This is a genomic window from Ectothiorhodospira shaposhnikovii, from assembly GCF_047222355.1.
Taxonomy (GTDB): Bacteria; Pseudomonadota; Gammaproteobacteria; order Ectothiorhodospirales; family Ectothiorhodospiraceae; genus Ectothiorhodospira.
In genome coordinates this window covers 2,098,390-2,121,524 of sequence record NZ_CP178333.1, presented here as the reverse complement: position 1 = coordinate 2,121,524, position 23,135 = coordinate 2,098,390, and the positions used below count along the sequence as shown (strand labels likewise).

The window sequence follows — 23,135 nt, the reverse complement described above, 5'->3', positions numbered from 1 at the left end:
CCCTCCATCATGGATCACAATCCCGGTCATCGCATTTTTCGGCGCCGGATGACCCGGCGCGACTTCCTCTGGCTGATGTCCGCCAGTACCGCGGGCGCCGTGGTGCTGCCCTCCCTCAAGGGGTGCGCCGTTGATCCCGTCACCGGTCAGCAGCGGCTCATGCTCATGTCCGAGCAGGAGGAGATCGCCGTGGACCGGCAGCATTCCCCCCACCAGTTTTCCAATGACTATGGACTGCTGCGGGACAACCGTGTCAGCAACTACGTGACCCAGGTCGGGAACTCCGTCGCCGAGGTCTCCCACCGACCCCACATGCCGTATTCCTTCAATGTGGTCAATGCCAACTATATCAATGCCTACACCTTTCCGGGCGGCACCATGGCCTGTACCCGGGGCATCATGGTGGAGATGGAGGACGAGGCCGCCCTGGCGGCCCTGCTGGGTCATGAGACCGGTCACGTCAATGCCCGGCATACCGCCCGGCGCCAGACCACGGGCATCATCGCCGCCGTGGTCCTGGGGGGGGTGGGCATTGCCGCGGCTCAGTCCGAGCGCCTGTCCGGTTACAGCAACCTCATCTATGCGGTCAGCGCCGTGGGCGCCACCGCCCTGCTGGCCCATTACAGCCGCGAGAACGAGCGGGAAGCCGATGCCCTGGGTCTGGAGTACATGTCCAGGGCGGGCCAGAACCCCCAGGGCATGGTGGATCTGATGGACATGCTGCGGGGCATGTCGGATCGTCAGCCCAATGCCCTGGAGACCATGTTCTCCACCCATCCCATGAGCCAGGAACGGTTCGACACCGCCCAGCGGGAGGCCAGTTCACGCTATTCCGCGGATCTCAACCGCAATGTGGGGCGGGAGCGTTACATGGACAACACCGCCTCGTTGCGGCGCATCAAGCCGGCCATCAAGGAGCAGCAGGCCGGAGAGGCCCGCATGGCCAGGAACCAGTACACCCAGGCGGAACGGCATTTTGCCACCTCCCTGCGTCAGGCGCCCGATGACTACCCGGGGCTGTTGCTGATGTCCAAGGCCAAGACCGCCCAGGGGCAGCACCGGGAGGCGGAGCGCTATCTGCAGCAGGCCCGCAGTGCCTATCCCGATGAAGGGCAGGCCATTCACCTGAGCGGCATCAACCAGCTGGCGCAGAACCGGCCGGATGTGGCCTTGAGCCATTTCCAGCGCTATGAGCGGATACTGCCGGGCAATCCCAACACGGTGTTCCTGCAGGGCGTGGCCCACGAGAACATGCAGAACCGTCAGGCGGCGGCGCAACAGTACCAGCGTTATATCCAGATGGCGGGGACGCAGACCGAGCAGGGCCGCTATGCCGCCCAGCGATTGCAGAGCTGGCGTTGAAAAGGAAATCCCGCCTCTGGCTGGCCCTGATACCGGTACTGTTCGGTCTGGTGCTGGCCTTCTGGCAACCCGTCTCCCTGGATGCCCTGCTGGATTTCGGCCACCAGGCCAGCGCCCATCCCCTGGTGGCGGTGGGGCTGGTGCTGGTTCAGGCCCTGTTGCTTGCCCTGGCGCTGCCCGGCACCCTCATGCTCTGGGTGGTGGCGCTCATCTACCCTCCGTTGGTGGCGGCCGGCCTGCTCACGGCCGGCAGCGTCCTGGGTGCCTTCGGCGCCTACGAGATTTCCCGGCACCTGCGCGGCCGTCGGCCGTCGGCCGTCGGACGTGGATGCGGGCCGTGTGGTCCATCTGCTCAGGGAGCGGGGGGATTTCCTCACTCAGCTGGTGTTGCGGGTGTTGCCGGGATTTCCCCATTCGGTGATCAACTATGGTGCCGGCATGCTGGGTCTGCCCCTGCTGCCGTTCCTGGCGGCCGCCGCCCTGGGGCTGGCGGTGAAGTGGGTGGTCTATGCGGCGGCGGTTCACGCCCTGGTGGAAGTGGGTACCGGGGCGGAGGCGTTTGGTCTGGATTCGGTGGCGCCGCTGCTGGTCCTGGCCCTGTTCCTGGGCGTGGGTGCCCTGGTGCGCCATGCCCTCCAGACCCGCCGCGCCCGGCTTGACGAGACCCCGCGGCAGGATGGTTCGTGAAGGTTGTCTGTTGACATGGGTCCAGGCCCTTGCCGCAACCGGATCGGGCAGCAGGCCGGGAGTCATGGCGGGTTCCATGCCTTTTTGTCCCCCCGGCTTGGTACACTACGTCCCCTCAAAAACCACCCGTCAGGCCAGAGAGGATCACCGGTGCCAAGCTATCTTGATGAATTTCATGTCGTCGACAACGGTCTGGTGCGCGTCACGCCCGAACAGGCCAGCCGCTTCGCCAAGGAAGTGGCCGGTGATTTCAACCCGATCCACGACCCCGATGCCAAGCGCTTCTGCGTCCCCGGTGATCTGCTGTTCTGCCTGGTCCTGGCCCGCTACGGGGTGAGCGCCCGCATGGCCTTCAGCTTCACCAACATGGTGGGTGCCGGCGTCGGCCTGCATTTCCCCGCCACCGACGACGCCACCCTGGAGATCACCGACGGCGGCGAGCGGGTCTATCTCAAGGTGGAGCGGGATGGCGAGGTGTCCCGGGACGGCGCCCTGCTGGAGGGGCTGACGAAACAGTACGCCGCCTTCTCCGGGCAGAACTTCCCCCATGTGATGGTGCCCCTGATGAAGGCGCAGGGCGTCATGGTCAATCCCCAGCGCCCGCTGGTGTTCTACGAAAGCATGGCCCTGGAATTCACCCGTCTGCCCGCCGAGGCACCGAGCTTGAGCTTCACCAACGCCACCATGGCGGTCAACGGCAAGCGCGGCGACGTGGTGCTGGAGTTTGCCCTCACCGCCTCCGGCGAACAGGTGGGCACCGGCCGCAAGAAACTGGTCATCTCCGGACTGCGCCCCTTCGAGCAGGACGTGGTGGACGACCTGGTCAGCCAATATGACGGCTGGAAGGCGGCCTATTCCGCCCGCTGAACACCGGGCGGTGAGTTCGGGGAGGGGCGCATGGACAAGCACTGGAAACAGGTCACGCCGTCGGATCATGCCTGGGAGCAAGAGGCGCTGAATTGGGTGCGCCAGGCCCTGCCGGATCATGAACCCTACCGGGCCTGGGCCAATTTCGAGTTCATTGCCCAGGACGGCTCCATCAACGAGGTGGATCTGCTGGTACTGACCCCCAAGGGATGCTACCTGGTGGAGATCAAGTCCCACCCCGGTGCCATGGGTGGAGATGCCGGCACCTGGATCTGGGAAAAGCCCAACGGCCAGCGCAAGGCCTTTGACAACCCCCGTCTGCTGGCGGATCGCAAGGCCCGCAAACTGGCTTCACTGCTCCAGGTACAGCCTTCCAGCAAGAAATCCAAGGAGCGTGTCCCTTTCATCACCGCGCTGGTGTTCCTCTCGGCGGAAAACCTGGTCAGCAAGCTGGAAGGCCCCGCGGGGATGGGGGTCTGCACGCGCAGGGATCTTCTGCCCGAAATCACGGACATTCCGGAACACTGGCCCCATCGCCCCGTCAACCGCCCGGCGGCCCGCTCCCTGGCCCGTGCCCTGGATGAGGCCGGCATCAAGGAATCCGTGCGCCTGCGTCGCGTGGGGCTTTACGAACTCACGCACTTGCTGGATGAGTCCGACCTCTTTCAAGACTGGCTGGCCCGGCATACCGAGCTGGGCGTCGAACGCAAGGTCCGCATCTACCTGGTCCGCCACCGGCCCGAGCCGGAAGCCCAGCGGCTGCAGAAGGCCGCGGAGCTGGAGTATCAGCTCCTGGAGGGCATCGAGCATCCCGGCATCCTCAAGGCCAAGGAATATCATCACCACGATCACGGCCCGGCGCTCATTTACGAGCATGATCCGCAAGCCCAGCGACTGGATCATCGTTTCTGCCACCCCCAGGCTCAGCGACTCAACATCACCCAGGCCATCGACCTGCTCAGGCAGATTGCCGAGGCCGTGAAACATGCCCATGGCCAGCGTCTGTATCACCGTGCCCTCAGCCCGCAGAACATCCTGATCAGGGACACCGCCGCCGGTGGTTTCGCCATCAAGATCACCCACTGGTCCACCGCCAGCCGGATCTTCGAGAGCGAGACCCGTCAGGTCAGTGCGCTGAGCCATCTGACCTGTCTGATGCGTGAGGAGGCTGGCCCCTACCTGCCGCCGGAGGCCCACCTGGGGGAAGGGGACGGGGTGCTGATGGATGTCTTCTCCCTGGGCACTCTGGCCTATCACCTGTTCACCGGCAAGCGGCCCGCCGAGAGCGACCTGGATCTGCTCGACAAGCTCAATCGCGGCAAGGGGCTGCAAATCACCGATGACATCAATGGCGCCAGCACCGAAATGCAGTACCTGGTGCACTACGCCACCCATCCGGATCCAGCCCAGCGCATGGACTCGGTGGATGACTTCCTGCAATGTCTGGATGCCCTGGAAGACGACCTCACGCGCCCCGACACTCAGCGCGTGCATGCCCCCACCGAGGCACGGGAAGGGGAATCCTTCGCCGGGGGCATCACCATTCGTCAACGACTGGGGCGCGGCGCCTCATCGGTGGTGTTTTTGGTGGATCATCAGGGCCACGCCTGTGTGCTCAAGATGGCCGCTTCCCCGGACCACAATGCCCGTTTGCGGGAAGAGGCCAATACCCTGTCCAGGCTTCGCCACCAGGCCATCGTCGCCCATCGCGGGACCATCGAGGTGGATGGCCATGTGGGGCTGCTGCTGGACCATGCCAACGAGGGCACCCTGGCCCAGCGTCTACGCCGTCACGGTGCCGTGCCCCTGGAACTGCTGGAACGATTCGGCGACGACCTGCTCAGTGCCCTGGTGCAACTGGAGGAAAAGGGCATCTTCCATCGGGACATCAAGCCGGAAAACCTGGGCCTCACCAAACAGGGCAGCCAGCTGCATCTGGTGGTCTTCGACTTCTCCCTGGCCGGCATCAGTCCCGATAACATCACCGCCGGCACCCTGGCCTACATGGACCCCTTTATCCGCGATGCCGGTCGGCGTCGCTGGGATGACTATGCGGAGCGCTTTGCCGCCGCCCTGACACTCTACGAGATGGCCGCCGGCAGTCTGCCCGGCTGGGTGGCCGGCGAGGGGGGCATCCCGCCGGGGGAGGGCAGCCCGGATCTGGATGGCGGTGTATTTGATCCCGCGGTGCGCGATCCCATGACCGCCTTCTTCGCCAGGGCACTGGTGCGCGACGTGCGTCACCGCTTTGCCACTGCCGAGGACATGCTGCGCGACTGGCGCCGCATCTTCGCACAGGCGCGCACCCTCACCCGTCACGACACCCGGCATGATGCGACCCCCTGTCCGGTGGACGAAGCCCGGCCCGATACCCAGATCGGTCTGCTGGAAATGTCCCCCCAGGCCCTGGACGTGCTCAGCCGACGCAACATCAACACCGTTGCCGAGCTGATCCGGCTCAACCGCAGTCAGGTTCGGGTCTGGGTGGGGGTGGGCAGCCAGACCCGCAGGGAACTCTCCGATCTGATCAGCCGCCTGCAGGCCCGCCTGCAAACCCCGGATCAGGTTCCGGTGCTCCCCGTTGGCGAAGCGGGGCACGACAGCATCGACCGCCTGTTCCAGCTCATCCTGCCCCGGCCCACCAAGGCCACCGATCCCCTGCGTCAGCGTTTTCTCAATGAATACCTGGGACGCCTGGATGAACCGCTCACCGGCACGGGTCCGCGTGCCGTGCACTGGCCCACCCCCTTGAGCATCAGTGCCCACACCGGCATTGCCACCCAGGAGGTCCGCGCCTTGCAGGATCGGGTGATCACCCAGTGGAGCAAGCAGAAGGCCATCACCGAACTGCGGGACGAGATCGCCGAAGTGCTGACCGATAACGGTGGCGTCCTCACCGCCCTGGAAACCGCCGAGGCCCTGCTGCTGCGCCGGGGCTGTCTGCAGGAAGGGGACCTGCGGGATCGCTGGGCCCAGGCGGTGGCCCGTGCCGCCGTGGACACGGAGCTGGCCCGCCAGTCCCCGCGCTGGATCATCCGTCGCATCGGCCGTCGCCTGGTCCTGGCGGACAATACCCAGGGCAGCGGCGAAGCCTTGGCGGATTATGCCGAGGCCCTGGGCCAGCTGGCCGACGAATGTGCCGCCCAGCCGGAACTGCTCTCTCCGGCCCGCGCCCTGGAAAAGGTACGCAACGTGCCGGCGCCGGAAGCCGCCCTGGGGCTGAGCAACGCCCGATTGCTGCGTCTGGCGGCGGCCGCCTCCCAGGGGGCGGCCCTCTCCAGTCGGGCCGAGTTCTATCCCATCGGCATGTCGGCGGCCCGTGCCCTGGAACTGGCCCAGGGGGCCTTGCTGGGCAGCCATGCCCTGAGCGTGCAGGCGGTGCAGGATCGGGTGCGAGGCCGCTATCCGGCTGCCGAGCCGCTACCCGGCCGACCGTCACTGGACACCCTCATGCAGGCGCTGGACATGGGGTTTGCCTGGAATGGGCAATACACCTTCCAGAACGGCAGTCGCGGTGCCTACTGCCTGCCCAGCGCCGGACTCACCAGTCTGGTCGGGAGCGGGTTCACCACCAGTCATTTCAGCACCCTGGGAGACGGGCAGGGCGTCACCCTGCAGGACATTCAGGCCCTGGATCAGTCGATCCGCACCGCTATCGAGAGCGCCCGGTTCCTGGCCCTGACCGTGCGCCCGCGCCATTATGAGCCGGCCGGCGACAGGCTCGTTCGGGAGTATGGTCTCAGGCGGATCAGCTTTGATGCACTGCTGTTAAGTCACCTGCATCGGGTCTGCGACGGCATGGCCCGCCCGCCCAACTGGTCCCTGGTGCTGCGCGCCGACGCCGCCGACCCAGGCGCCCGGGACTGGCAGAACCTGCAGCGACTCATCGCCCGCGCCCTGCCCGCCATGACCGAGGAGATCCAGGCCATCGACGAGCCCATCCTGCTCACCGAACCGGGCCTGCTGGCCCGCTATGGCCTGGTGAACACCTGGCTCAACGACCTGCGTCGACATCTGCTGGAAGGGGCACAGCCCCCCGCCCTGATCCTGCTCATCGCCACCGACGCCCAGCACGACGGTGCCCGCATCGATGGCGTCACCGTCCCCCACGGCGCCGGCACCCGGGAATGGGCGCGGATACCGGCCCTGTGGCTGGACAGCCCGGCTGCTTGACCAGAGTTCGAGTTGCATTGAGAGTAAAAAAGGAATAATTAATACTCATGTGTGAGTTTGAATTCGACGAGAACAAGAGCAACGCCAATTTGCAAAAGCACGGCATCGACTTCGAAGCGGCTCAGGCGCTTTGGCGAGATCCATATCTCCTGGAAATAAAAGCAAAATCCGAGGGAGAGGCACGATTTGTTCTTATCGGCATGATCGACGCTAAGCATTGGTCAGCTGTTGTGACATACCGGGAGGGGCGTATCCGTCTGATTTCAGTCAGGCGTTCCCGCAAAACAGAGGTGGACTTGTATGAAGCCTAAGGATTTTGAAAAAAAATTCGATGATGGCCAAGAGGATATCCTTGATGACCTGGAGCTTTCCACCGCGCGTCGCGTGAATCTGGAGCAAAAGAGAATCAACGTGGACTTTCCGGCATGGGTGGTTGATTCGTTGGACCGGGAGGCGGCACGAGTGGGCGTCACGCGGCAGTCAATCATAAAGGTGTGGCTTGTCGAGCGGCTGCAGGCAGAAGCGGCAAACAAGTCATGATCCACCCCCAGACCCTGCTCCAATCCCTGCAGCGGGCACTGCCCCCTATCGAGCAGGACATTGCCCAGTACCTGGAAAGCCAGCCCGAGCTGATCGCCCATCTGGAAGCGGAATACCAGAAGGTGGTGGAGGCCGGCCGGACCGCCGAGCATCCGGTGGCCTGGCGCGACGCCCAGATCACCCAGGCCGCCGTCGCCTGGGTGATTACCTGCGTGTTCGTGCGCTTTCTGGAAGACAACCAACTGCTGGACGAGCCGCTGCTGGCCGGCCCGGTGGAGCGCGACGACGGCAGCCGCCCGCTGCAACTGGCCCGGGAGCGGCTCACCGCCTATTTCAATGAACACCCCACCCATGGGGAGCGGGAGTACCTGCTCAGCCTCTTCGAGAACCTGGCCCGCCAGCCAGTGCTGGATGCCCTGCTGGACCGGCGCCACAACCCCCTGTGGCAGTTGCCCGTCTCCGCCGACGGGGCACGCTATCTGGTGGACTTCTTCCAGCGCATCGACCCGGAGACGGGGCAACTCATCCACGACTTCACCGACCCGGACTGGGACACCCGCTTCCTGGGCGACCTCTACCAGGACCTGTCCGAATCCGTGCGCAAGCGCTACGCCTTGCTGCAGACCCCGGAATTCGTGGAAGCCTTCATCCTGGATTACACCCTGGAGCGGGCCTTGGGGGAGTTCAGCCTCAAGGACCTGCGCCTGATCGATCCCACCTGCGGATCGGGGCATTTCCTGCTCACCGCCTTCGAGCGCCTGTTCGATGCCTGGCAGCGGAGGGAAGCCCATACCAACACCCGCCACTTGGCCCAGCGCGCCCTGGACGCGGTGCATGGGGTGGACATCAACCCCTATGCCATCGCCATCGCCCGTTTCCGCCTGCTCATCGCCGCCATGAAGGCCTCGGGCACGGCACGGCTGCATCAGGCCCCGGACTTTCATTTCAACCTGGCGGTAGGGGATTCCCTGCTCCATGGCCGGCGCCATGAAAAGATCGGTGGTGGCATCCAGCAGGACATGCTGGATCAGGACGATGCCCTGCGCCATGTGCTGGAGTCGGAGGACCTGGCCCTGCTGGAGCGCATCCTGGGGCAGACCTATCACGTGGTGGTGGGCAATCCCCCCTATATCACCGTGAAGGACAAGGCCCTCAACGAGGCCTACCGGGGGCGCTATGCCACTTGCCATCGCCAGTATTCCCTGGGGGTGCCCTTCACCGAACGCTTTTTCGACCTCACCCTGCCGGCCCAGGGGAACCAGAGTGCCGGTTATCTTGGCATGATCACCGCCAACAGCTTCATGAAGCGGGAATTCGGCAAGAAGCTGATCGAAAACTACCTGCCCCGCAAGGATCTGACCCATGTGATCGACACCTCCGGGGCCTACATCCCCGGCCACGGCACGCCCACCGTGATCCTGTTTGCAAGGCATCAGGCGCCCAGCGCACCGACTCTACGGGCCGTGCTGGGGATACGAGGCGAGCCGAAAACGCCCGAAGACGCGGCCCAGGGACTGGTATGGCGCTCCATCGTGGAGCTATTGGAGCGGCCGGGGAGCGAGAACGAGTTTATCAGCGTGGTGGATCAGGCGCGGGCGCTGTATGGGACGCATCCCTGGAGTGTGGGGGGAGGGGGCGCTTCGGAACTAAAAGAATTGATTGAAAGTGGTAGTTCTCGGATTTTGGATGAAGAGATCGTTGATCTTGGAAGATCAACGCACACTGGTGAGGATAACGTATTCTGTCTCAATGAGCAGTCAATCTTCCGGGCGAGTTTGAGAGGAATTTCACTGCCTTTGGTAGAGGGGGAGCAAGTCAGGGACTGGACGGTTGCTGAAGGATTGCATTCAATTTTTCCGTATGACATAAAAACGGGGCAGCCAATTATCACCCTGCCTTTATATCTAAAAAAATATTTTTGGAATTATAGAAGACTGCTAAAGTGTCGTAAGGATTTTGGTCAATTTATTGAGGAAAGAGGCTTGAAATGGTTCGAGCACTCAATGTTCTTTCCTGGTCGGTACTTAAATCCACTCTCCATCACCTTTGCTGAGGTTGCTACCCATAATCATTTCGTTTTGGATCGTGGCGGAAAAGTATTCAAGCAGACGGCTCCGGTCATAAAGCTTCCCGCTTTTGCTTCAGAAGAAAATTATTATGATTTGCTTGGTCTGTTAAATAGTTCCCTGGCCTGTTTCTGGATGAAACAGATTTCCCATAATAAAGGTGAGGGTGGGGGTACTCGTATAGAGGCTGGTCATTCTGCGCTGGGAGATGAAGCCTGGAAAAGTCATTTTGCTTTTTCTGGAACTGGATTGAAGGGTTTCCCCATTGCCGATCCTTCCAACGCCTTGGTCCAGAGTATCTCCGCCAAACAGGACCACCTCGCCCAACAACAATCCACCGTCGGCCCGGAGCAGGTCCTCTCCCGGCACGAAACCGATGTCGAGGCCGCCCTCACCGACGCCCAATCCCAGGACCAGCACCTCTGGCACCAGATGATCGCCCTTCAGGAAGAACTGGACTGGCACTGCTATCGGCTCTATGGCCTCGTGGACGAAGACCTGTGTTACGCGGGCACGCCGCCCCCGGTGCGCCTGGGCGAGCGCCCCTTCGAGATCCATCTGGCCCGCCGCATGGCCGCCGGGGAGGTCCAGTCCACCTGGTTTCAGCGCCACGGCAGCACCCCCATCACCGAGATCCCCGAGCACTGGCCGGCGGACTACCGGGATCAGGTGGCGCGCCGTCTGGAGGCCATTGAGCACCACCGCTGGATCACCTTGGTGGAACAGCCCGAATACAAGCGCCGCTGGAACCGGGAGCCCTGGGACAAGCGGCAGGAACGGGCCACGCGCCAATGGCTGCTGGACCGCCTGGAAACCCAATTGCGCACCCAGGACGCCGCGCTCATCACCTGCGCCCAACTGGCAGACCAGATGCGCACCGATGACGCCTTCACGGTGGTCGCCACCCTCCATACCGGCCATGACCTGTTTGACCTCCAGGCCCTCGTGAGTGATCTGGTGGCCGGGGATCAGGTGCCCCAGATGGCCGCCGCCCGTCTCAAGCCCGCCGCCATGAAGATCTTCCGTGCCTGGCAGGATACCTGGGACAAACAGCGCCAGGAGGATGCCATCGACGCCCGCCACGGCGTGGCCGAACCGCTGAGCCCGGAGGCGGAGCAGGATGCCCAACAGCGGGCCGCCCACGCCGCCGCCCGGCAGCGGGCCGAGGCCGACAAGGCCCGGGAGATCGGCCCCATTCCGGTGCCCCCCAAATACAAGTCGACGGATTTTCGCCAGAGCAGTTACTGGACCCTGCGGGGCAAGCTGGACGTACCCAAGGAGCGTTTTTTCAGCCTGCCCGGCTGTGAAAAGCCCGGTGATGCCACCCTGGTCATCGGCTGGGCCGGGCTGGATCACCTGCAACGTGCCCAGGCCATCGCCCACTGGTATGTGGATCGCAAGGAAACCGATGGCTGGGACGCCCCCCGGCTCCTGCCCATGCTGGTAGCCCTGGAGGAACTCATCCCCTGGCTCAAGCAATGGCACAACGACCTGCACCCGGAATACGGCGAACGCATGGGGGATTTCTACGAGCAGTTCCTGCTGGAAGAACTGCGCGCCCTTGAACTCACCCGGGAAGACCTGCACCACTGGCAGCCCGCCGCCACCCGCCGGGGCCGTCAGGGCAGGAGGGGATGATCGGCCGGGTTCCGGCGGTGGGTGTCTGGTATCTGGGGCAGTTCGACGTTGTCTGAATAGTCATTTTGGGTCATTATCAACAGAAATTTGTTGGAAATGGCCTGAAATGATACGCAGCCTGCGGTTTTACAACTTCTATTCCTTTCTGGATGAGGCCGAAGTTTCCTTTCGGGTGGGGCGGCAACCTGCGCCTTCGGGATACGATCTGTCACTGGCAGATGGTTCCCGTGGCAACAAGGTGATCGCTGTGTTGGGGCCTAATGGCTCCGGCAAGACGCAGTTCCTCAAACCCTTCGCCTTCCTGAGCTGGTTTGTAGCGGAATCCTACCTGCGTTCCGAGCCTGACGATTCGATTCCGTTTCAACCCCATGCATTTGCGAGAGACAAGCCTACCGGATTTGAGCTGGAATTTGACCTTGAGGGTGAACAGTACCGGTATCGTCTGGAGGTCAAACGGGATCATGTGCTTCATGAGTCCTTGCATCGTCGGACGAGCCGCACCTTCAGCTATGTGTTTGTCAGGGAACGTACCGGGGACGGGTACGAGCTCAAGCAGAAGCGGTTTGGTTTTCCAGTCCGGGGCAAGGATACCCTGCGGGAAAACAGTTCAATCATCGCCGTCGCCCATGTGCATGATGTGCCGCTCGCGGCGCGCATGGTGCGGTATTTCCGGGCCTTTTCGCACAATCTGCATGTCAGTGGGCGGAACCATTTCGAGCCGGGTCGGCTTTTGCAAAGCGCCCGCTTTTTTCATGACCACCCGGATCTGAGTCAGCGCGCGAATCAACTGCTCTGTGAAATGGATCTGGGGTTGGACGCTGTGGAGCTGGAGGCGGTCCAGATAAGAAGGGAGTCAGAAGTGCCTGGCAAGGAAGAAGAGGCCTTTATTCCCATGGGGATTCACCGTGCGGCTGAAGGTCGGTTCAAGCTGAGTTTTTTTGATGAATCCAGTGGCACGCAGGCAGCGTATGTGTTGCTGGAATCCATCCTTCCTGTCCTTGCCAAAGGTGGGGTAGCGATCGTGGATGAGTTGGACAATGATCTGCATCCACATATGCTGGAGCCAATCCTTGATATGTTTCGGCATGAGCATCACAACCCTCACGCCGCGCAGCTGATCTTTTCCTGTCACACGCCTGAAGTGCTCAATCTACTGGCCAAACACCAGGTCTATCTGACCGAGAAAAAAGACTTGAAAAGCGAGGCATGGCGTCTTGATGATGTCACCGGGCTTCGTGCGGACGACAACCTGTATGGTAAATATCATTCAGGTGCGCTAGGCGCAATTCCGGATTTTTGAGGATCACGATGCCGAGGAAACGGGCAAGCGCAACGCACTGCTTGGATCGTCGGCATTTTGATCCGATTCGCAAGCCGTTGAGGCCTTCCCGCACTGGATTTGGGTTGTATGCGGGTTATCATGGGCACTTTTCGCCAAGCCAAAAGGAATGCCTCCGATGCCCTTGATGAAAGCGCTGATCCACATCCCGGAGCGGGTGCAGCGGGGCGACTTCGTGCTCAACCTGTCCCACGGCCTGGAAGGGGAGGCCGTGCAGCAGACCCTGGATCAGTATGTGGTGACGCCGCAACTGGTTAAGGCCTTTGACGACGCCCTGAGCTTCATCAAGAGCACCGTGGTGGGTGGCCAGAACCGCCAGAAGGGGGCCTATCTCCACGGCAGCTTCGGTAGCGGCAAATCCCACTTCATGGCCGTCGCCCACCTGCTGATGCAGGGGCACCCCGATGCCCGGGCCATCCCCGAACTGGCGCCCGTGGTCAGTCGGCATGATGACTGGCTGCAGCGGCAAAACATCCTGCTGGTGCCCTACCACATGATCGGTGCCCCCAGCATCGAGGCGGGCATCCTGGGGGGGTATGTGCGCCACATCCAGCGCCACCATCCCGAGGCCCCCCAACCCGGCTTTTATCTCAGCGATCGCCTCTTCCGCGATGCCCAGAACATGCGCGAGCAAATGGGGGACGAACGGTTCTTCGCTGTGCTCAATCAGGGTGCCGGGGGTTCCGCGGGTGATGATGAGTGGGGGGACCTGGCCCAGGGTTGGGATGCGGTGAGCTTTGATGCCGTGCTCCAGGGGCGCACCGATGATGAAGAAAAGGCCCGCCTGGTGGGCGATCTGGTGGGCACCCTGTTCCGGTCCGTGGCGGATGTGGCCAATAGCCAGGCAGGCGGGTATGTGGGGTTCGACGAAGGGCTTCGCATCATGACCCAGCATGCCAAGGGGCTGGGCTACGATGCCGTGGTGCTGTTCCTGGATGAACTGATCCTTTGGCTGGCCAGCCATATCGCCGATCAGCAGTTCATTGCCCACAACATCCAGAAGGTGGTCAAGCTGGTGGAACCCAGTGAGTCCAGGGCCCTGCCCATGGCCGCGTTCATCGCCCGGCAGCGGGATCTGCGAGAGTTTGTGGGGGATCAGTACACCGGCACCGACCAGGTGGTGCTCAGCGACGCCCTCAAATATTGGGAAGGGCGCTTTCACACCATCACCCTGGAAGATCGTAACCTGCCGGTGATTGCCCAGCGCCGGCTCCTGCGGCCCCGGGACGAGTCGGCCCGCCAGCAGATCCAGGCGGCCTTTGACACGATCGACAAGGGCCTGCGGGACGAGGTGTACACACTGCTGCTCACCACCCAGGGGGATCGGGACATGTTCCGTGACCTGTATCCCTTCAGCCCGGCCCTGGTGCAGGCCCTGGTGGCCCTGTCATCGGCCCTGCAGCGGGAGCGGACGGCCCTCAAGGTGATGTTGATGCTGCTGGTGCACCAGCGCGAGACCCTGCAACTGGGGGGCGTGATCCCGGTGGGAGATCTGTACGATGTGATCGCCTCCGACGCGGAACCCTTTTCCGAGCAGATGCGCGCCCATTTCGACAATGCCCGGCAATTGCTGGAGCGCAAGCTGCTGCCCCTGCTGGAGGGGGAACACGGCATGTCCTGGCAGGACGTGGAGGCCCTGCCCGAGGACGCGCCCCGCCGCCGGGCCTTCAACACTGATCTGCGACTGCTCAAGACCCTGCTGCTGGCGGCCCTGGTGCCCGAGGTGGAGAGCTTCAAGCAGCTCACCGCCAACAAGCTGGCGGCACTCAACCACGGCACCATCAAATCGCCCATCCCCGGTCAGGAAGGCCGCACGGTGGCGGCCAAGTGCCGCAAGTGGGCAGGGCAGGTGGGCGAGATCAAGATCAGCGACGATGCCCAGCCCGTTATCGGCATCCAGCTCTCCGGCGTGGATACCCAGGGCATCCTGGAGCAGGCGCAGATCCACGATAATGACGGCGCCCGCCGCAAGCTGATCCAGGACATGATCTTTGAGGCCTTCGGCATTCAGGGGGATGGCCAGTTGTTCGTGGAACACAGTCTGCTGTGGCGGGGCACCCGCCGCACGGTGGAGGTGGCATTCCAGAACATCCGCGAGATCACGGACTTCAATACCTTTCAGGCCCGCGATCCGGACTGGAAGGTGATCATCGGCTTTCCCTTCGATGGGGATCATGCTCCCACCGATGCCCGTGCCCGCGTGCAGGTGTATGAAGCCCGGGGGCAGGGCACCCGGACCCTGTGCTGGATTCCGTGTTTTCTGAGCCAGGCGGCACAGCGGGATCTGGGGGTGCTGGTGCGCCTGGAGTATGTGCTCAAGAGTGATGACCGCTTTGCCTCCTTCAGCCGTTATCTGAGTCCGGTGGATCGCACCCAGGCCCGTACCCTGCTGGAGAATCAGCGTAGCCAGTTGCGCCAGCGGCTCAGGGATTGCCTGCTGGGCGCCTACGGCGGTAGCGAGGCGATACCGGGCACTCTGGACGAGGCCCGTTCCCTGGATGAGCCGGTGATGTCCCTGGAGCCGGGATTCACGCCCCGTCTGCCCCATGGCGTCAATCTGCGCCAGGCCTTCGAGCAACTGCTGGGACAGGCATTGCGCTTTCAGTATCCCGACCATCCGGCATTCGAGACGGAGGTGCGGATCAATGATCTGGGCAAGGTGATGGGGGAGCTACGGCGGGCCATTCACGCCAATGGGCATCGCATTGATGTGGAGAGTGGGTTGCGTGCCCTGATGCGCCAGATTGCTCAGCCCCTGAACCTGGGGGAGATGCACGAGCGACATTTCATCTTCAAGCCCGCCTGGCCCAACGAGTTGCGTCGGGAGCTGGCCCATGACGGCCAGGAGATGGATGCCCCCCTGACCGTGGCGCGCCTGCGGGCGGCCATGGACCGCCCCCGTCCCAGGGGACTGCCGGAGGCGGTGCAGAACCTGCTGATCATGGTGTTCGTGGAGTACGGGCAATATGCCTGTCTTTTTCATGGCCAGGAATATGACCCGCAACTCAAGGATCTGCCCGACACCCTGGTGCTGGTCCAGCAGGAGCTGGCCGAGCCCGCCGTGTGGAAACAGGCCCTGGACAAGGCGGGGGCGCTGTTCGGGCTGACGCCCCATCCGCTGCGTACCGCCAATCATCAGAATGCGCTGGTCAAGTCCATCCATGAGACTGCCCAGGCCGGCATCGGGGCCGCCGATGAACTGGTGAATGTGCTGGCCGCTCAGTTGCAGCAACTGGGGCAGCCCTTGACGGGGCATCGTTTCCGCACCGCCGAACATGCCCGGGATCTGCTGGAGGCGTTGAGTCGCCTGGATGGCGTCGCCCTGGTGAATCGACTGGCCGATGTGCAGGCGCCCAGTTCGGATCAGGCCCTGGGCCGAAGCATCCATTCCGCCGGTGCCGTAACCCAGTTGCTGCAGAACAACAATTGGTCCCTGCTCACCAAAATCTGGGAGAGCGGTCATCCGGGGGCCGTGGCGATCCGGGATCGGGTCTTCAAGGCCCTGGATGCCGATGAACTGGTGACGCCTCTGGCTCCGGTGCTGCGTCAGGCCCAGAGGGAGGCGACGGCCCTGATTGACTCGGCCATTCCGACGCCGTCGTTGGTGCCCGAGCCGCCTGTGTCACCCCCTGCGTGTCAGGATCAGCGAGTGGTGAGACAGGCGGCCCGCACGGGACTGACCCGCCGTCAGGCGCGGGAGGTCTTTGCCCAGATCGAGCAGTCTCTGGGTGAGCACCACACCCTGGATCTGACCTGGACCATCAGCACCACCGACCCCCAGCGGAGCGGCCGGGATGGTGACTGATCCGGTGGGCGAGGCAGCCCTGGTGCCACGGGTCGTGGTGACCCAGTTGCAGGCTATCTTCGAGCGTGCTCCCCTGGCGGATCGGGTGGCCCTGGTCTGGCCCGCTCCCCTGGTGCCCGACTGCGTGGTGCTGCAGGTGGGCAAGCAGACGGTGAAGCTGGTCCATTGCCCTTCGGAACTCGCCCTGCGGGAGCAATTGGTCAATCACCGCGGACCGGAGCGGCTGGTGTTGCTGTCGGCATTGCACCAGGGGCAACTGGGCAAGGATGTGCTGGCCCGCCTCTGGGGGCATGAGCCGCAGCAGATCAGTCCCTGGCGAACGCTGCAGCAGCTGATCCGGGTGCGGGAAATCGACCCCCGTCTGTCCCGCCGCCAGGGTCGCTGGATGGCCGAGGCCTTGTTGAATTGCCATGAGCAGTACCGGGAAGCCATGGATTTCGGCGAGGTCCTGGACCTGGAGACGGCCTGGCTGGCCCTGGCCCGGGGCTATCTGGACTACCGTCATCCGGCCTTGGCGTTGCCCTATCTGTTCCGCTGGTCGTTACAGGCGGATGTGGAACATCACCTGCGGGTGCTGGACCCGGACGTGCGGGAGCATCTGGGCGAGTGGTTCCATGCCGCGTTGCCGCTGACCGGGACCGTGGTCACCGCCCTGTTCACTGCCGGTCACGGCCAGGATCTGCTGGCGGTGGGGCTGGCCATGGCGGTGATCCATGATCCGGAACTGGAGGCGGGGGGCAGGGTGTCTGCCGCGGATCTGCATGCCAGTCGCGGGCGTTTCGTGGAGCGTTACCTGGGCGGGGAGAGGCTTGATGGCCGGGCCATTGCCCAGTTCGGCGTCCATGCCCTCGAAACCACCCGTGGGTTGCTGGATGAGGGGGGAATTCGGGCCGTCGGCGGCACTCTGGACAAGGCGGAGCAGATTCTGGCCAGTCTGGATCTGGCACCGATCCTGATCACCTCGGACCTGCTGCCGGGGGGCTGGCGCCAGCGGTTACAGGCCTTTGCCCAGGCCCTGCGGACGGATCTCCGACGGGGCAACTGCCAGGACACCCAGGCCGCCTGGGAGGCACTGGCGCGCCATGGGCTGGCCCGGTGGCCCCATCGGCAGGTACAGCTGGAACGGGCGAGGATGGCCCTGCGTCTGGTGCGCTGGCTGGCCCAGGGCGATCAGGAGGTCGCCGACACCCCGGCCCGGGCCGTGCGCCACTACATGGCCGAGGGCAGTTTCGTGGACTGGGCGCGCAGCCAGATGTGGACCGGAGAGGATGACGAGGCGCTGAATCAGGCCTATGGGGATCTGCTCCAGGCGGTGACGAGCCGCCGTGAACGCCGCAACCGGGAGTTTGCCGCCCATCTGCCCGCCATTGCCCGGGGGGATGCCCTGCCGGCGGGAATCTGGCCGGTGGAGGCGGCGCTGGAGACACTGGTGGCCCCCCTGGCCCAGTCCAGGCCGGTATTGCTGCTGGTGCTGGATGGCATGAGTGCCGCGGTGTATCGGGAAATTCAGGAAGACTTGCAGTCCCATGGCTGGATCGAGGTGAGTGACACCCCCGATCAGCCCGCACGGGCCTTGATCGCGGCCCTGCCTTCCATCACCCGGGTCAGTCGCTGTGCGCTGTTGTCCGGTGCGTTGCGCAGCGGAGAGTCGGTCGATGAAAGGCAAGCCTTTGAAAATCATCCGGCATTGAAAAAGGTGTCCTCCACCCGATATCCCCCCCGATTGTTGCACAAGCAGGCACTGCGGCAGCCGGGTAGCGGGGCCTTGGCATCCGAGGCACGGGCCCTGCTGGCCGGCACCGAACACCGGGTCACGGCGGTGGTGATCAATGCCATCGACGATCAGCTCTCCAGCAGCGCCCAGGTGAGCGTGGCCTGGAACCTGCAGTCCATTTCCCTGTTGCGTCAGGTGCTGGGGGCGGCCCGGGAGGGGGAGCGTGCCGTCATCATTACCAGTGACCACGGCCATGTGCTGGATCATGATTCCAGTTTCCGGCAGGCAGACACCCCCGGCGGTGAACGCTATCGCCCGGAGGTGGAGGTGCCGGCCGAATCCGAACGGATGCTGGAAGGCCCGCGGGTGCTCATGCCGGGGCAGCGTGTGGTGGTGCCCTGGAGCGAGAAGCCCCGTTACACTCGCGCCCGGAGCCGGGGTTATCACGGGGGGGGAAGTCTGCAGGAGGTGGTGATCCCGCTGGGTGTCTACATCAGTGCCAGCGACGCTCAGGGCCTGGCGGGCTGGACGGAATTGCCCGGTTCGGTGCCCGGGTGGTGGCTGGCCGGGCCGACGACGGCATCCACGGCAGCGCCGGTGCCGGACGTCGAGCCTGCCCGTCGGCGTGGTCGCGCCCAGCCGCCGGAGAAGGCGGCCGGGCAGGGTGATCTGTTCGCGGTCGCCGCCGCCAGCGCACCCGTGCCGGCTCCGGCGGACGACCCCGACTGGCTCGAAGCCCTGTTCCGCTCGCCGGTCTATGTCCAGACCCGCTCCCGCGCGGGCCGGGCCGGCGTCACCGAGGCACAGCTTCGTGCATTGCTGGCCTTGCTCCATGAGAGCGGCGGCGTGGCCATGGAGACCACCGTGGCCCAGCGCCTGGAGATACCCTCCATTCGCCTGCGCGGGTTTTTGTCATCGGCGCAGAAACTGCTGAACGTGGATGGTTATCCGGTGCTGACCGTGCAGCGCGAGGCGCAAACCGTGCGCCTGAACCTGACGGATCTGAAGGGGCAGTTCGAGCTATGACGGTCAGTGCGCAAAGACGCCGGGATATCATCGACGCCCTGCGCCGGGGCACGGTCCCGCAGTACGGGCTGGATGCGCTGGCGGTGGGGCTGGAGCCGTTCCAGGCGACCTTTGACGAGGAAATGGACAAGGTGGCCGGCGGCAGCGCGGCGTTCAAGGCGGTGCGGGGGGAGTACGGCAGCGGCAAGACCTTCATCACCCGCTGGCTGAGGGAACGTGCCCATGGACTGGGATTCGCCTGTGCCGAAGTGCAGGTGTCCGAGACCGAAACGCCATTGCATCGCCTGGAGACCGTGTATCGACGCCTCATGGAGCGGTTGACCACGTCGGATTGTCCCAACGGCGCCTTTCGCAACGTGGTGGAATCCTGGTTCTATACCCTGGAGGAGGATGTCCTGGCTCAGTCGGACGTCGATCCTGAAGACGGGGCGGCTCTGGTGGCGGCCACCGATGCCTTGATGGAGAAGCGTCTGGGCGAAGTGGTGCGGTCGGCACCGGCGTTTTCGCTGACCCTGCGAGCCTATCGCCAGGCCCTGCTGGAGGGGCGGGAGGAGATTGCCGACGGGCTGCTGGCCTGGATGGCCGGTCAACCCAATATTTCCGCCGCCATCAAGCGTTACGCCCGCATCAAGGGCGATATCGACCATTTCGGTGCCCTGAGCTTTCTGCAGGGCATTCTCACCATCCTGAAGGATTCCGGTCATCCCGGGATGCTGCTGGTGCTGGATGAGGTGGAAACCCTGCAACGCATGCGGGGCGATGCCCGGGACAAGAGCCTGAATGCCCTGCGGCAACTGATGGACGAGGTGGATGCGGGCCGTTTCCCGGGGCTGTATCTGCTGATGACCGGAACGCCCGCCTTCTTCGAGGGGCCGATGGGGGTCCAGCGTCTGCCGCCCCTGGCCCAGCGTCTGGCCGTGGATTTCTCCACCGATGCCCGATTTGATAACCCCCGGGCGGTGCAGATCCGTCTCAAGGGGTTCGATACGGCGCAACTGGAGGCGTTGGGCACCAAGGTGCGGGATCTCTATGCCCGGGGCAGCCGGTGCCCGGAGCGAATCATGGCCCGGGTGGACGATGCCTATCTGGCCCTGCTGGCCCAGGCGGTGACCGGTGATCTGGGCGGGCGCGTGGGCATTGCGCCGCGGCTCTTTCTCAAAAAGCTGGTGGGCGAGGTGCTTGACCGCGTCGATCAGTTTGAGGATTTCGATCCGCGTCGGGACTATGCCCTGACCCTATCGGACCATGAGATGACTCCGCTGGAACGGGCTGCCCGCGCAGCCACCCGCGTGGATGACATCGAGCTGGATCCATGACCGCCTTTGACCGGCTGCACCCGGCGCTGCAGCATCACATCGCCAACAGCCTGGGCTGGCCGCGCCTGCGCCCGGTCCAGGAGGCCACCATCGATCCGGTCCTGGATGGGTCGCATGCGATCCTGCTGGCGCCCACCGCGGGCGGCAAGACCGAAGCGGCCTGTTTCCCCGTTTTTTCGCGCATGCTCACCGAACGCTGGGAGGGGGTGAGCGTTTTGTATGTGTGCCCCATCAAGGCCTTGCTCAACAATCTGCTGCCCCGTCTTGAGCATTATGCGGGTCTGCTGGGTCGCCGGGTGGCCTTGTGGCATGGGGATGTGGGGGCCGCCCGGCGCGCCCGCATCGTCAGTGATCCGCCGGATATCCTGCTCACCACCCCGGAATCCCTGGAGGCCATCCTGGTCTCCGCCCGGGTGGATCATCGGCGGCTGCTGGGGCAGGCGAGGGTGGTCATCATCGATGAGGTGCATGCCTTTGCCGGGGACGACCGGGGTTGGCATCTGCTGGCGGTGCTGGAGCGCCTGTCGCGGATCGCCGGGCGGGAGATCCAGCGCCTGGGACTGTCGGCCACGGTGGGTAATCCCGAGGCGCTGGCGCAGTGGCTGGCCGGTGGGCAGCAGCACTCCTGCCATGTGATCGATCCACCGGCTCCGGTCACGGTGGAGACCCAGGTGGAACTGGACTGGGTGGGATCGCTGGAGAACGCGGCCCTGGTGATCTCGCGTCTGTACCGTGGTGAGAAACGGCTGGTGTTCGTGGACAGTCGGGCCAGGGTGGAACAGATCGCCATGGAACTGCGTGGGCTGGGTGTGAACACTTTCGTGTCCCACAGCAGCCTGAGTCTGGAAGAGCGCCGGGCCTCGGAGGCGGCCTTTGCCCAGGGGCGGGACTGCGTGATCGTGGCCACCAGCACCCTGGAGCTGGGAATCGATGTGGGGGATCTGGATCGGGTGATTCAGGTGGATGCGCCCTGGACGGTGTCCTCGTTCTTGCAGCGTATCGGTCGTACCGGGCGTCGCCGGGGCAGCATCCGCAACTGCCTGTTTCTGGCCACGACGGAGGATGCCTTTCTGCGTGCACTGGGTCTGCTGCATCTTTGGCGGCAGGGCTATGTGGAGCCGGTCCAGCCGCCTGCCATGCCGCTGCATATCCATGCCCAGCAGATCATGGCGCTGGTGCTGCAGGAGCGGGGGGTGATCGCCGACGACATCCCGGTCTGGATCGGCGGCATGCCCGGTTTTGCGGCGATCGATCCCCGGCTGCGCCAGCGCCTGCTGGACGGCATGATCGAAACGGGCATCCTGCATTCGGATCAGGGCATGCTGGGCATCGGTCGACGGGGTGAGCAAACCTTTGGTCATCGGCACTTCATGGATCTGGTCTCGGTGTTCATCACTCCGCCCACGGTAAGGGTCCTGCATGGCAAACGGGAACTGGGGGAGGTGCATGAGCTCACCTTTGGCCTGAGCGACGAAGGCCCGGTCCTGCTCACCCTGGCCGGGCGCAACTGGATGACCCGCCATGTGGACTGGCCGCGACGGTGTGCCTATGTGGAACCCTGTGAGCTACGGGGTCGAGCCCAGTGGCTGAGTGTGGGGCAGCCCATGAATCTGTCGCTGTGTCAGGCCATCAAGCGGGTGCTGGCCGATGGGGATTTTCCACCGGATCTGAGCCGCCGTGCCCGGGAGCGACTGGCATCCCTGCAAGAGGAGTACGACTGGGTCGACGCGGAATCCACCTGCCTGATCATGGACGGTGAGGGGCACGCCACCTGGTGGACCTTTGCCGGTGCCGTCTGCAACGCCGCCCTGGCCCAGGCCTTGCGCCCACTGGCGGACCGGGTGACCGCCGACAATCTGGCCATCAGTTTTTCCAAGGTCTTCGACAGGGATGCCTTCAAGGATCGGCTGGCGCGACAGCTGGCCCAGGCCGGCGCCGAAGGTGTGCTCGTCCCCCTGGATGCCCGCTTCATCCAGGAACTCAAATTTGCCCAATGTCTGCCGCAGTCGATGATCGATGAGGAGATCCGGGCGCGATATCGGGTGGATGAGGCGCTTGCCCTGTTGCAGGGTCAGACGCTGGGTCTGCTGCGGATCTGAAGGGGAGGGGGCGGGTGTATCCACACCGAATTTGCGGTAAGTTGTATTCCACAGTTGTTGTCTGGCTCCGGTAGCTCGCCAGACCGGCACCCAATCCCACCACACCGGTGAACCATGTCCCTGGAAAAGGTCGTCTTCAGCTTCTTCATCCTTCTGGCCCTGACCCTGAACTTCGGCTTCGTCCTGGGGGAGTTCGACAACCCGGACCATCACCACAGCTATGAGCTGCTGGCGGTGATCGTGGTGAACCTCATCGCCACCGTGCTCAAGTTCGGTGACCGTACCCAGACCGGGGCGTTGCTGCTGGCCAGTTCGCTGGTGGCCGTGCTGCAGTTGCTGGTGGCCGGGGTGGTGTGGGCCTATGCGGCCCATGTCAGCGCCACGGGTCTGGATGCCGTCATGATGGCCAGCATCGTCTCCCTGGCGGCGGGCGCCCTGCTGGCCAACATCGTGTCGGTGGTCCTGGTCATCATCGACACCGTGAATCTGCGCCGCTAGTCCGG

Annotated in this window: 14 protein-coding genes; 13 read left to right on the top strand and 1 reads right to left on the bottom strand. The window is 64.0% G+C overall.

Annotation, left to right across the window (positions count from 1 at the left end; translation table 11 throughout):
* The first annotated feature begins 9 nt into the window (after window positions 1-9).
* Window positions 10-1,362, top strand: a complete 1,353-nt coding sequence (locus ACLF6L_RS09660; RefSeq protein WP_412851564.1) for a M48 family metalloprotease — start codon at window positions 10-12, stop codon at window positions 1,360-1,362.
* Here ACLF6L_RS09660 and ACLF6L_RS09655 read toward each other — a convergent pair.
* Entirely contained in the window at window positions 1,329-1,655 is a 327-nt protein-coding gene (locus ACLF6L_RS09655; protein ID WP_412851563.1) for a hypothetical protein, read from the bottom strand. The two genes, ACLF6L_RS09660 and ACLF6L_RS09655, sit on opposite strands and share 34 nt — an antisense overlap.
* Before the next feature lie 31 nt (window positions 1,656-1,686).
* On the opposite strand from ACLF6L_RS09655, the gene ACLF6L_RS09650 reads away from it, so the two are divergent.
* From ACLF6L_RS09650 to ACLF6L_RS09595, 12 genes are all read left to right on the top strand, one after another.
* Window positions 1,687-2,049, top strand: a complete 363-nt coding sequence (locus ACLF6L_RS09650) for a VTT domain-containing protein (protein WP_412851562.1) — start codon at window positions 1,687-1,689, stop codon at window positions 2,047-2,049.
* A gap of 150 nt (window positions 2,050-2,199) precedes the next feature.
* Window positions 2,200-2,916: a DUF3581 domain-containing protein gene (locus ACLF6L_RS09645; RefSeq protein ID WP_412851561.1), complete on the top strand. Its 717-nt coding sequence runs from the start codon at window positions 2,200-2,202 to the stop codon at window positions 2,914-2,916.
* Window positions 2,917-2,946: 30 nt separating this feature from the next.
* On the top strand, window positions 2,947-7,089 hold the full coding sequence (pglW, locus tag ACLF6L_RS09640) for a BREX system serine/threonine kinase PglW (RefSeq protein ID WP_412851560.1): 4,143 nt from the start codon (window positions 2,947-2,949) through the stop codon (window positions 7,087-7,089).
* Window positions 7,090-7,136: 47 nt separating this feature from the next.
* Window positions 7,137-7,400: a BrnT family toxin gene (locus ACLF6L_RS09635; protein ID WP_238617956.1), complete on the top strand. Its 264-nt coding sequence runs from the start codon at window positions 7,137-7,139 to the stop codon at window positions 7,398-7,400.
* A complete protein-coding gene (gene brnA, locus ACLF6L_RS09630; RefSeq protein ID WP_238617955.1) occupies window positions 7,390-7,629 on the top strand; it encodes a type II toxin-antitoxin system BrnA family antitoxin in 240 nt (79 codons plus the stop codon). Before ACLF6L_RS09635 ends, brnA begins: the two co-directional genes overlap by 11 nt.
* Window positions 7,626-11,333, top strand: coding sequence for a BREX-2 system adenine-specific DNA-methyltransferase PglX (pglX, locus tag ACLF6L_RS09625; RefSeq protein WP_412851559.1), 3,708 nt, complete (start codon window positions 7,626-7,628; stop codon window positions 11,331-11,333). Before brnA ends, pglX begins: the two co-directional genes overlap by 4 nt.
* 106 nt (window positions 11,334-11,439) lie before the next feature.
* Window positions 11,440-12,633 (top strand): AAA family ATPase, encoded by a 1,194-nt coding sequence (locus ACLF6L_RS09620; RefSeq protein WP_412851558.1) that lies wholly within the window; start codon window positions 11,440-11,442, stop codon window positions 12,631-12,633.
* A gap of 157 nt (window positions 12,634-12,790) precedes the next feature.
* A complete protein-coding gene (locus tag ACLF6L_RS09615) occupies window positions 12,791-16,477 on the top strand; it encodes a phage resistance protein (protein WP_412851557.1) in 3,687 nt (1,228 codons plus the stop codon).
* Window positions 16,467-19,217 carry a BREX-2 system phosphatase PglZ gene (pglZ, locus tag ACLF6L_RS09610; RefSeq protein ID WP_412851556.1) on the top strand — a complete coding sequence of 917 codons (2,751 nt, stop codon included), beginning with the start codon at window positions 16,467-16,469 and terminating at the stop codon, window positions 19,215-19,217. The genes ACLF6L_RS09615 and pglZ overlap by 11 nt, the downstream gene beginning before the upstream one ends.
* Window positions 19,214-20,533, top strand: coding sequence for a BREX system ATP-binding protein BrxD (brxD, locus tag ACLF6L_RS09605; RefSeq protein ID WP_412851555.1), 1,320 nt, complete (start codon window positions 19,214-19,216; stop codon window positions 20,531-20,533). The genes pglZ and brxD overlap by 4 nt, the downstream gene beginning before the upstream one ends.
* Window positions 20,530-22,632: a DEAD/DEAH box helicase gene (locus tag ACLF6L_RS09600; RefSeq protein WP_238617948.1), complete on the top strand. Its 2,103-nt coding sequence runs from the start codon at window positions 20,530-20,532 to the stop codon at window positions 22,630-22,632. The genes brxD and ACLF6L_RS09600 overlap by 4 nt, the downstream gene beginning before the upstream one ends.
* Before the next feature lie 114 nt (window positions 22,633-22,746).
* Window positions 22,747-23,130 (top strand): DUF6394 family protein, encoded by a 384-nt coding sequence (locus tag ACLF6L_RS09595; protein ID WP_238617947.1) that lies wholly within the window; start codon window positions 22,747-22,749, stop codon window positions 23,128-23,130.
* The last annotated feature ends 5 nt before the right edge of the window (window positions 23,131-23,135 follow it).

Excerpts from the sequence above, each read along its gene's own strand:
- ACLF6L_RS09660 (WP_412851564.1), top strand. The coding sequence starts at position 10 with ATGGATCACAATCCCGGTCATCGCATTTTTCGGCGCCGGATGACCCGG.
- pglW (WP_412851560.1), top strand. The coding sequence starts at position 2,947 with ATGGACAAGCACTGGAAACAGGTCACGCCGTCGGATCATGCCTGGGAG.
- ACLF6L_RS09635 (WP_238617956.1), top strand. The coding sequence starts at position 7,137 with ATGTGTGAGTTTGAATTCGACGAGAACAAGAGCAACGCCAATTTGCAA.
- brnA (WP_238617955.1), top strand. The coding sequence starts at position 7,390 with ATGAAGCCTAAGGATTTTGAAAAAAAATTCGATGATGGCCAAGAGGAT.
- pglX (WP_412851559.1), top strand. The coding sequence starts at position 7,626 with ATGATCCACCCCCAGACCCTGCTCCAATCCCTGCAGCGGGCACTGCCC.
- ACLF6L_RS09620 (WP_412851558.1), top strand. The coding sequence starts at position 11,440 with ATGATACGCAGCCTGCGGTTTTACAACTTCTATTCCTTTCTGGATGAG.
- ACLF6L_RS09615 (WP_412851557.1), top strand. The coding sequence starts at position 12,791 with ATGCCCTTGATGAAAGCGCTGATCCACATCCCGGAGCGGGTGCAGCGG.
- pglZ (WP_412851556.1), top strand. The coding sequence starts at position 16,467 with ATGGTGACTGATCCGGTGGGCGAGGCAGCCCTGGTGCCACGGGTCGTG.
- brxD (WP_412851555.1), top strand. The coding sequence starts at position 19,214 with ATGACGGTCAGTGCGCAAAGACGCCGGGATATCATCGACGCCCTGCGC.
- ACLF6L_RS09600 (WP_238617948.1), top strand. The coding sequence starts at position 20,530 with ATGACCGCCTTTGACCGGCTGCACCCGGCGCTGCAGCATCACATCGCC.
- ACLF6L_RS09595 (WP_238617947.1), top strand. The coding sequence starts at position 22,747 with ATGTCCCTGGAAAAGGTCGTCTTCAGCTTCTTCATCCTTCTGGCCCTG.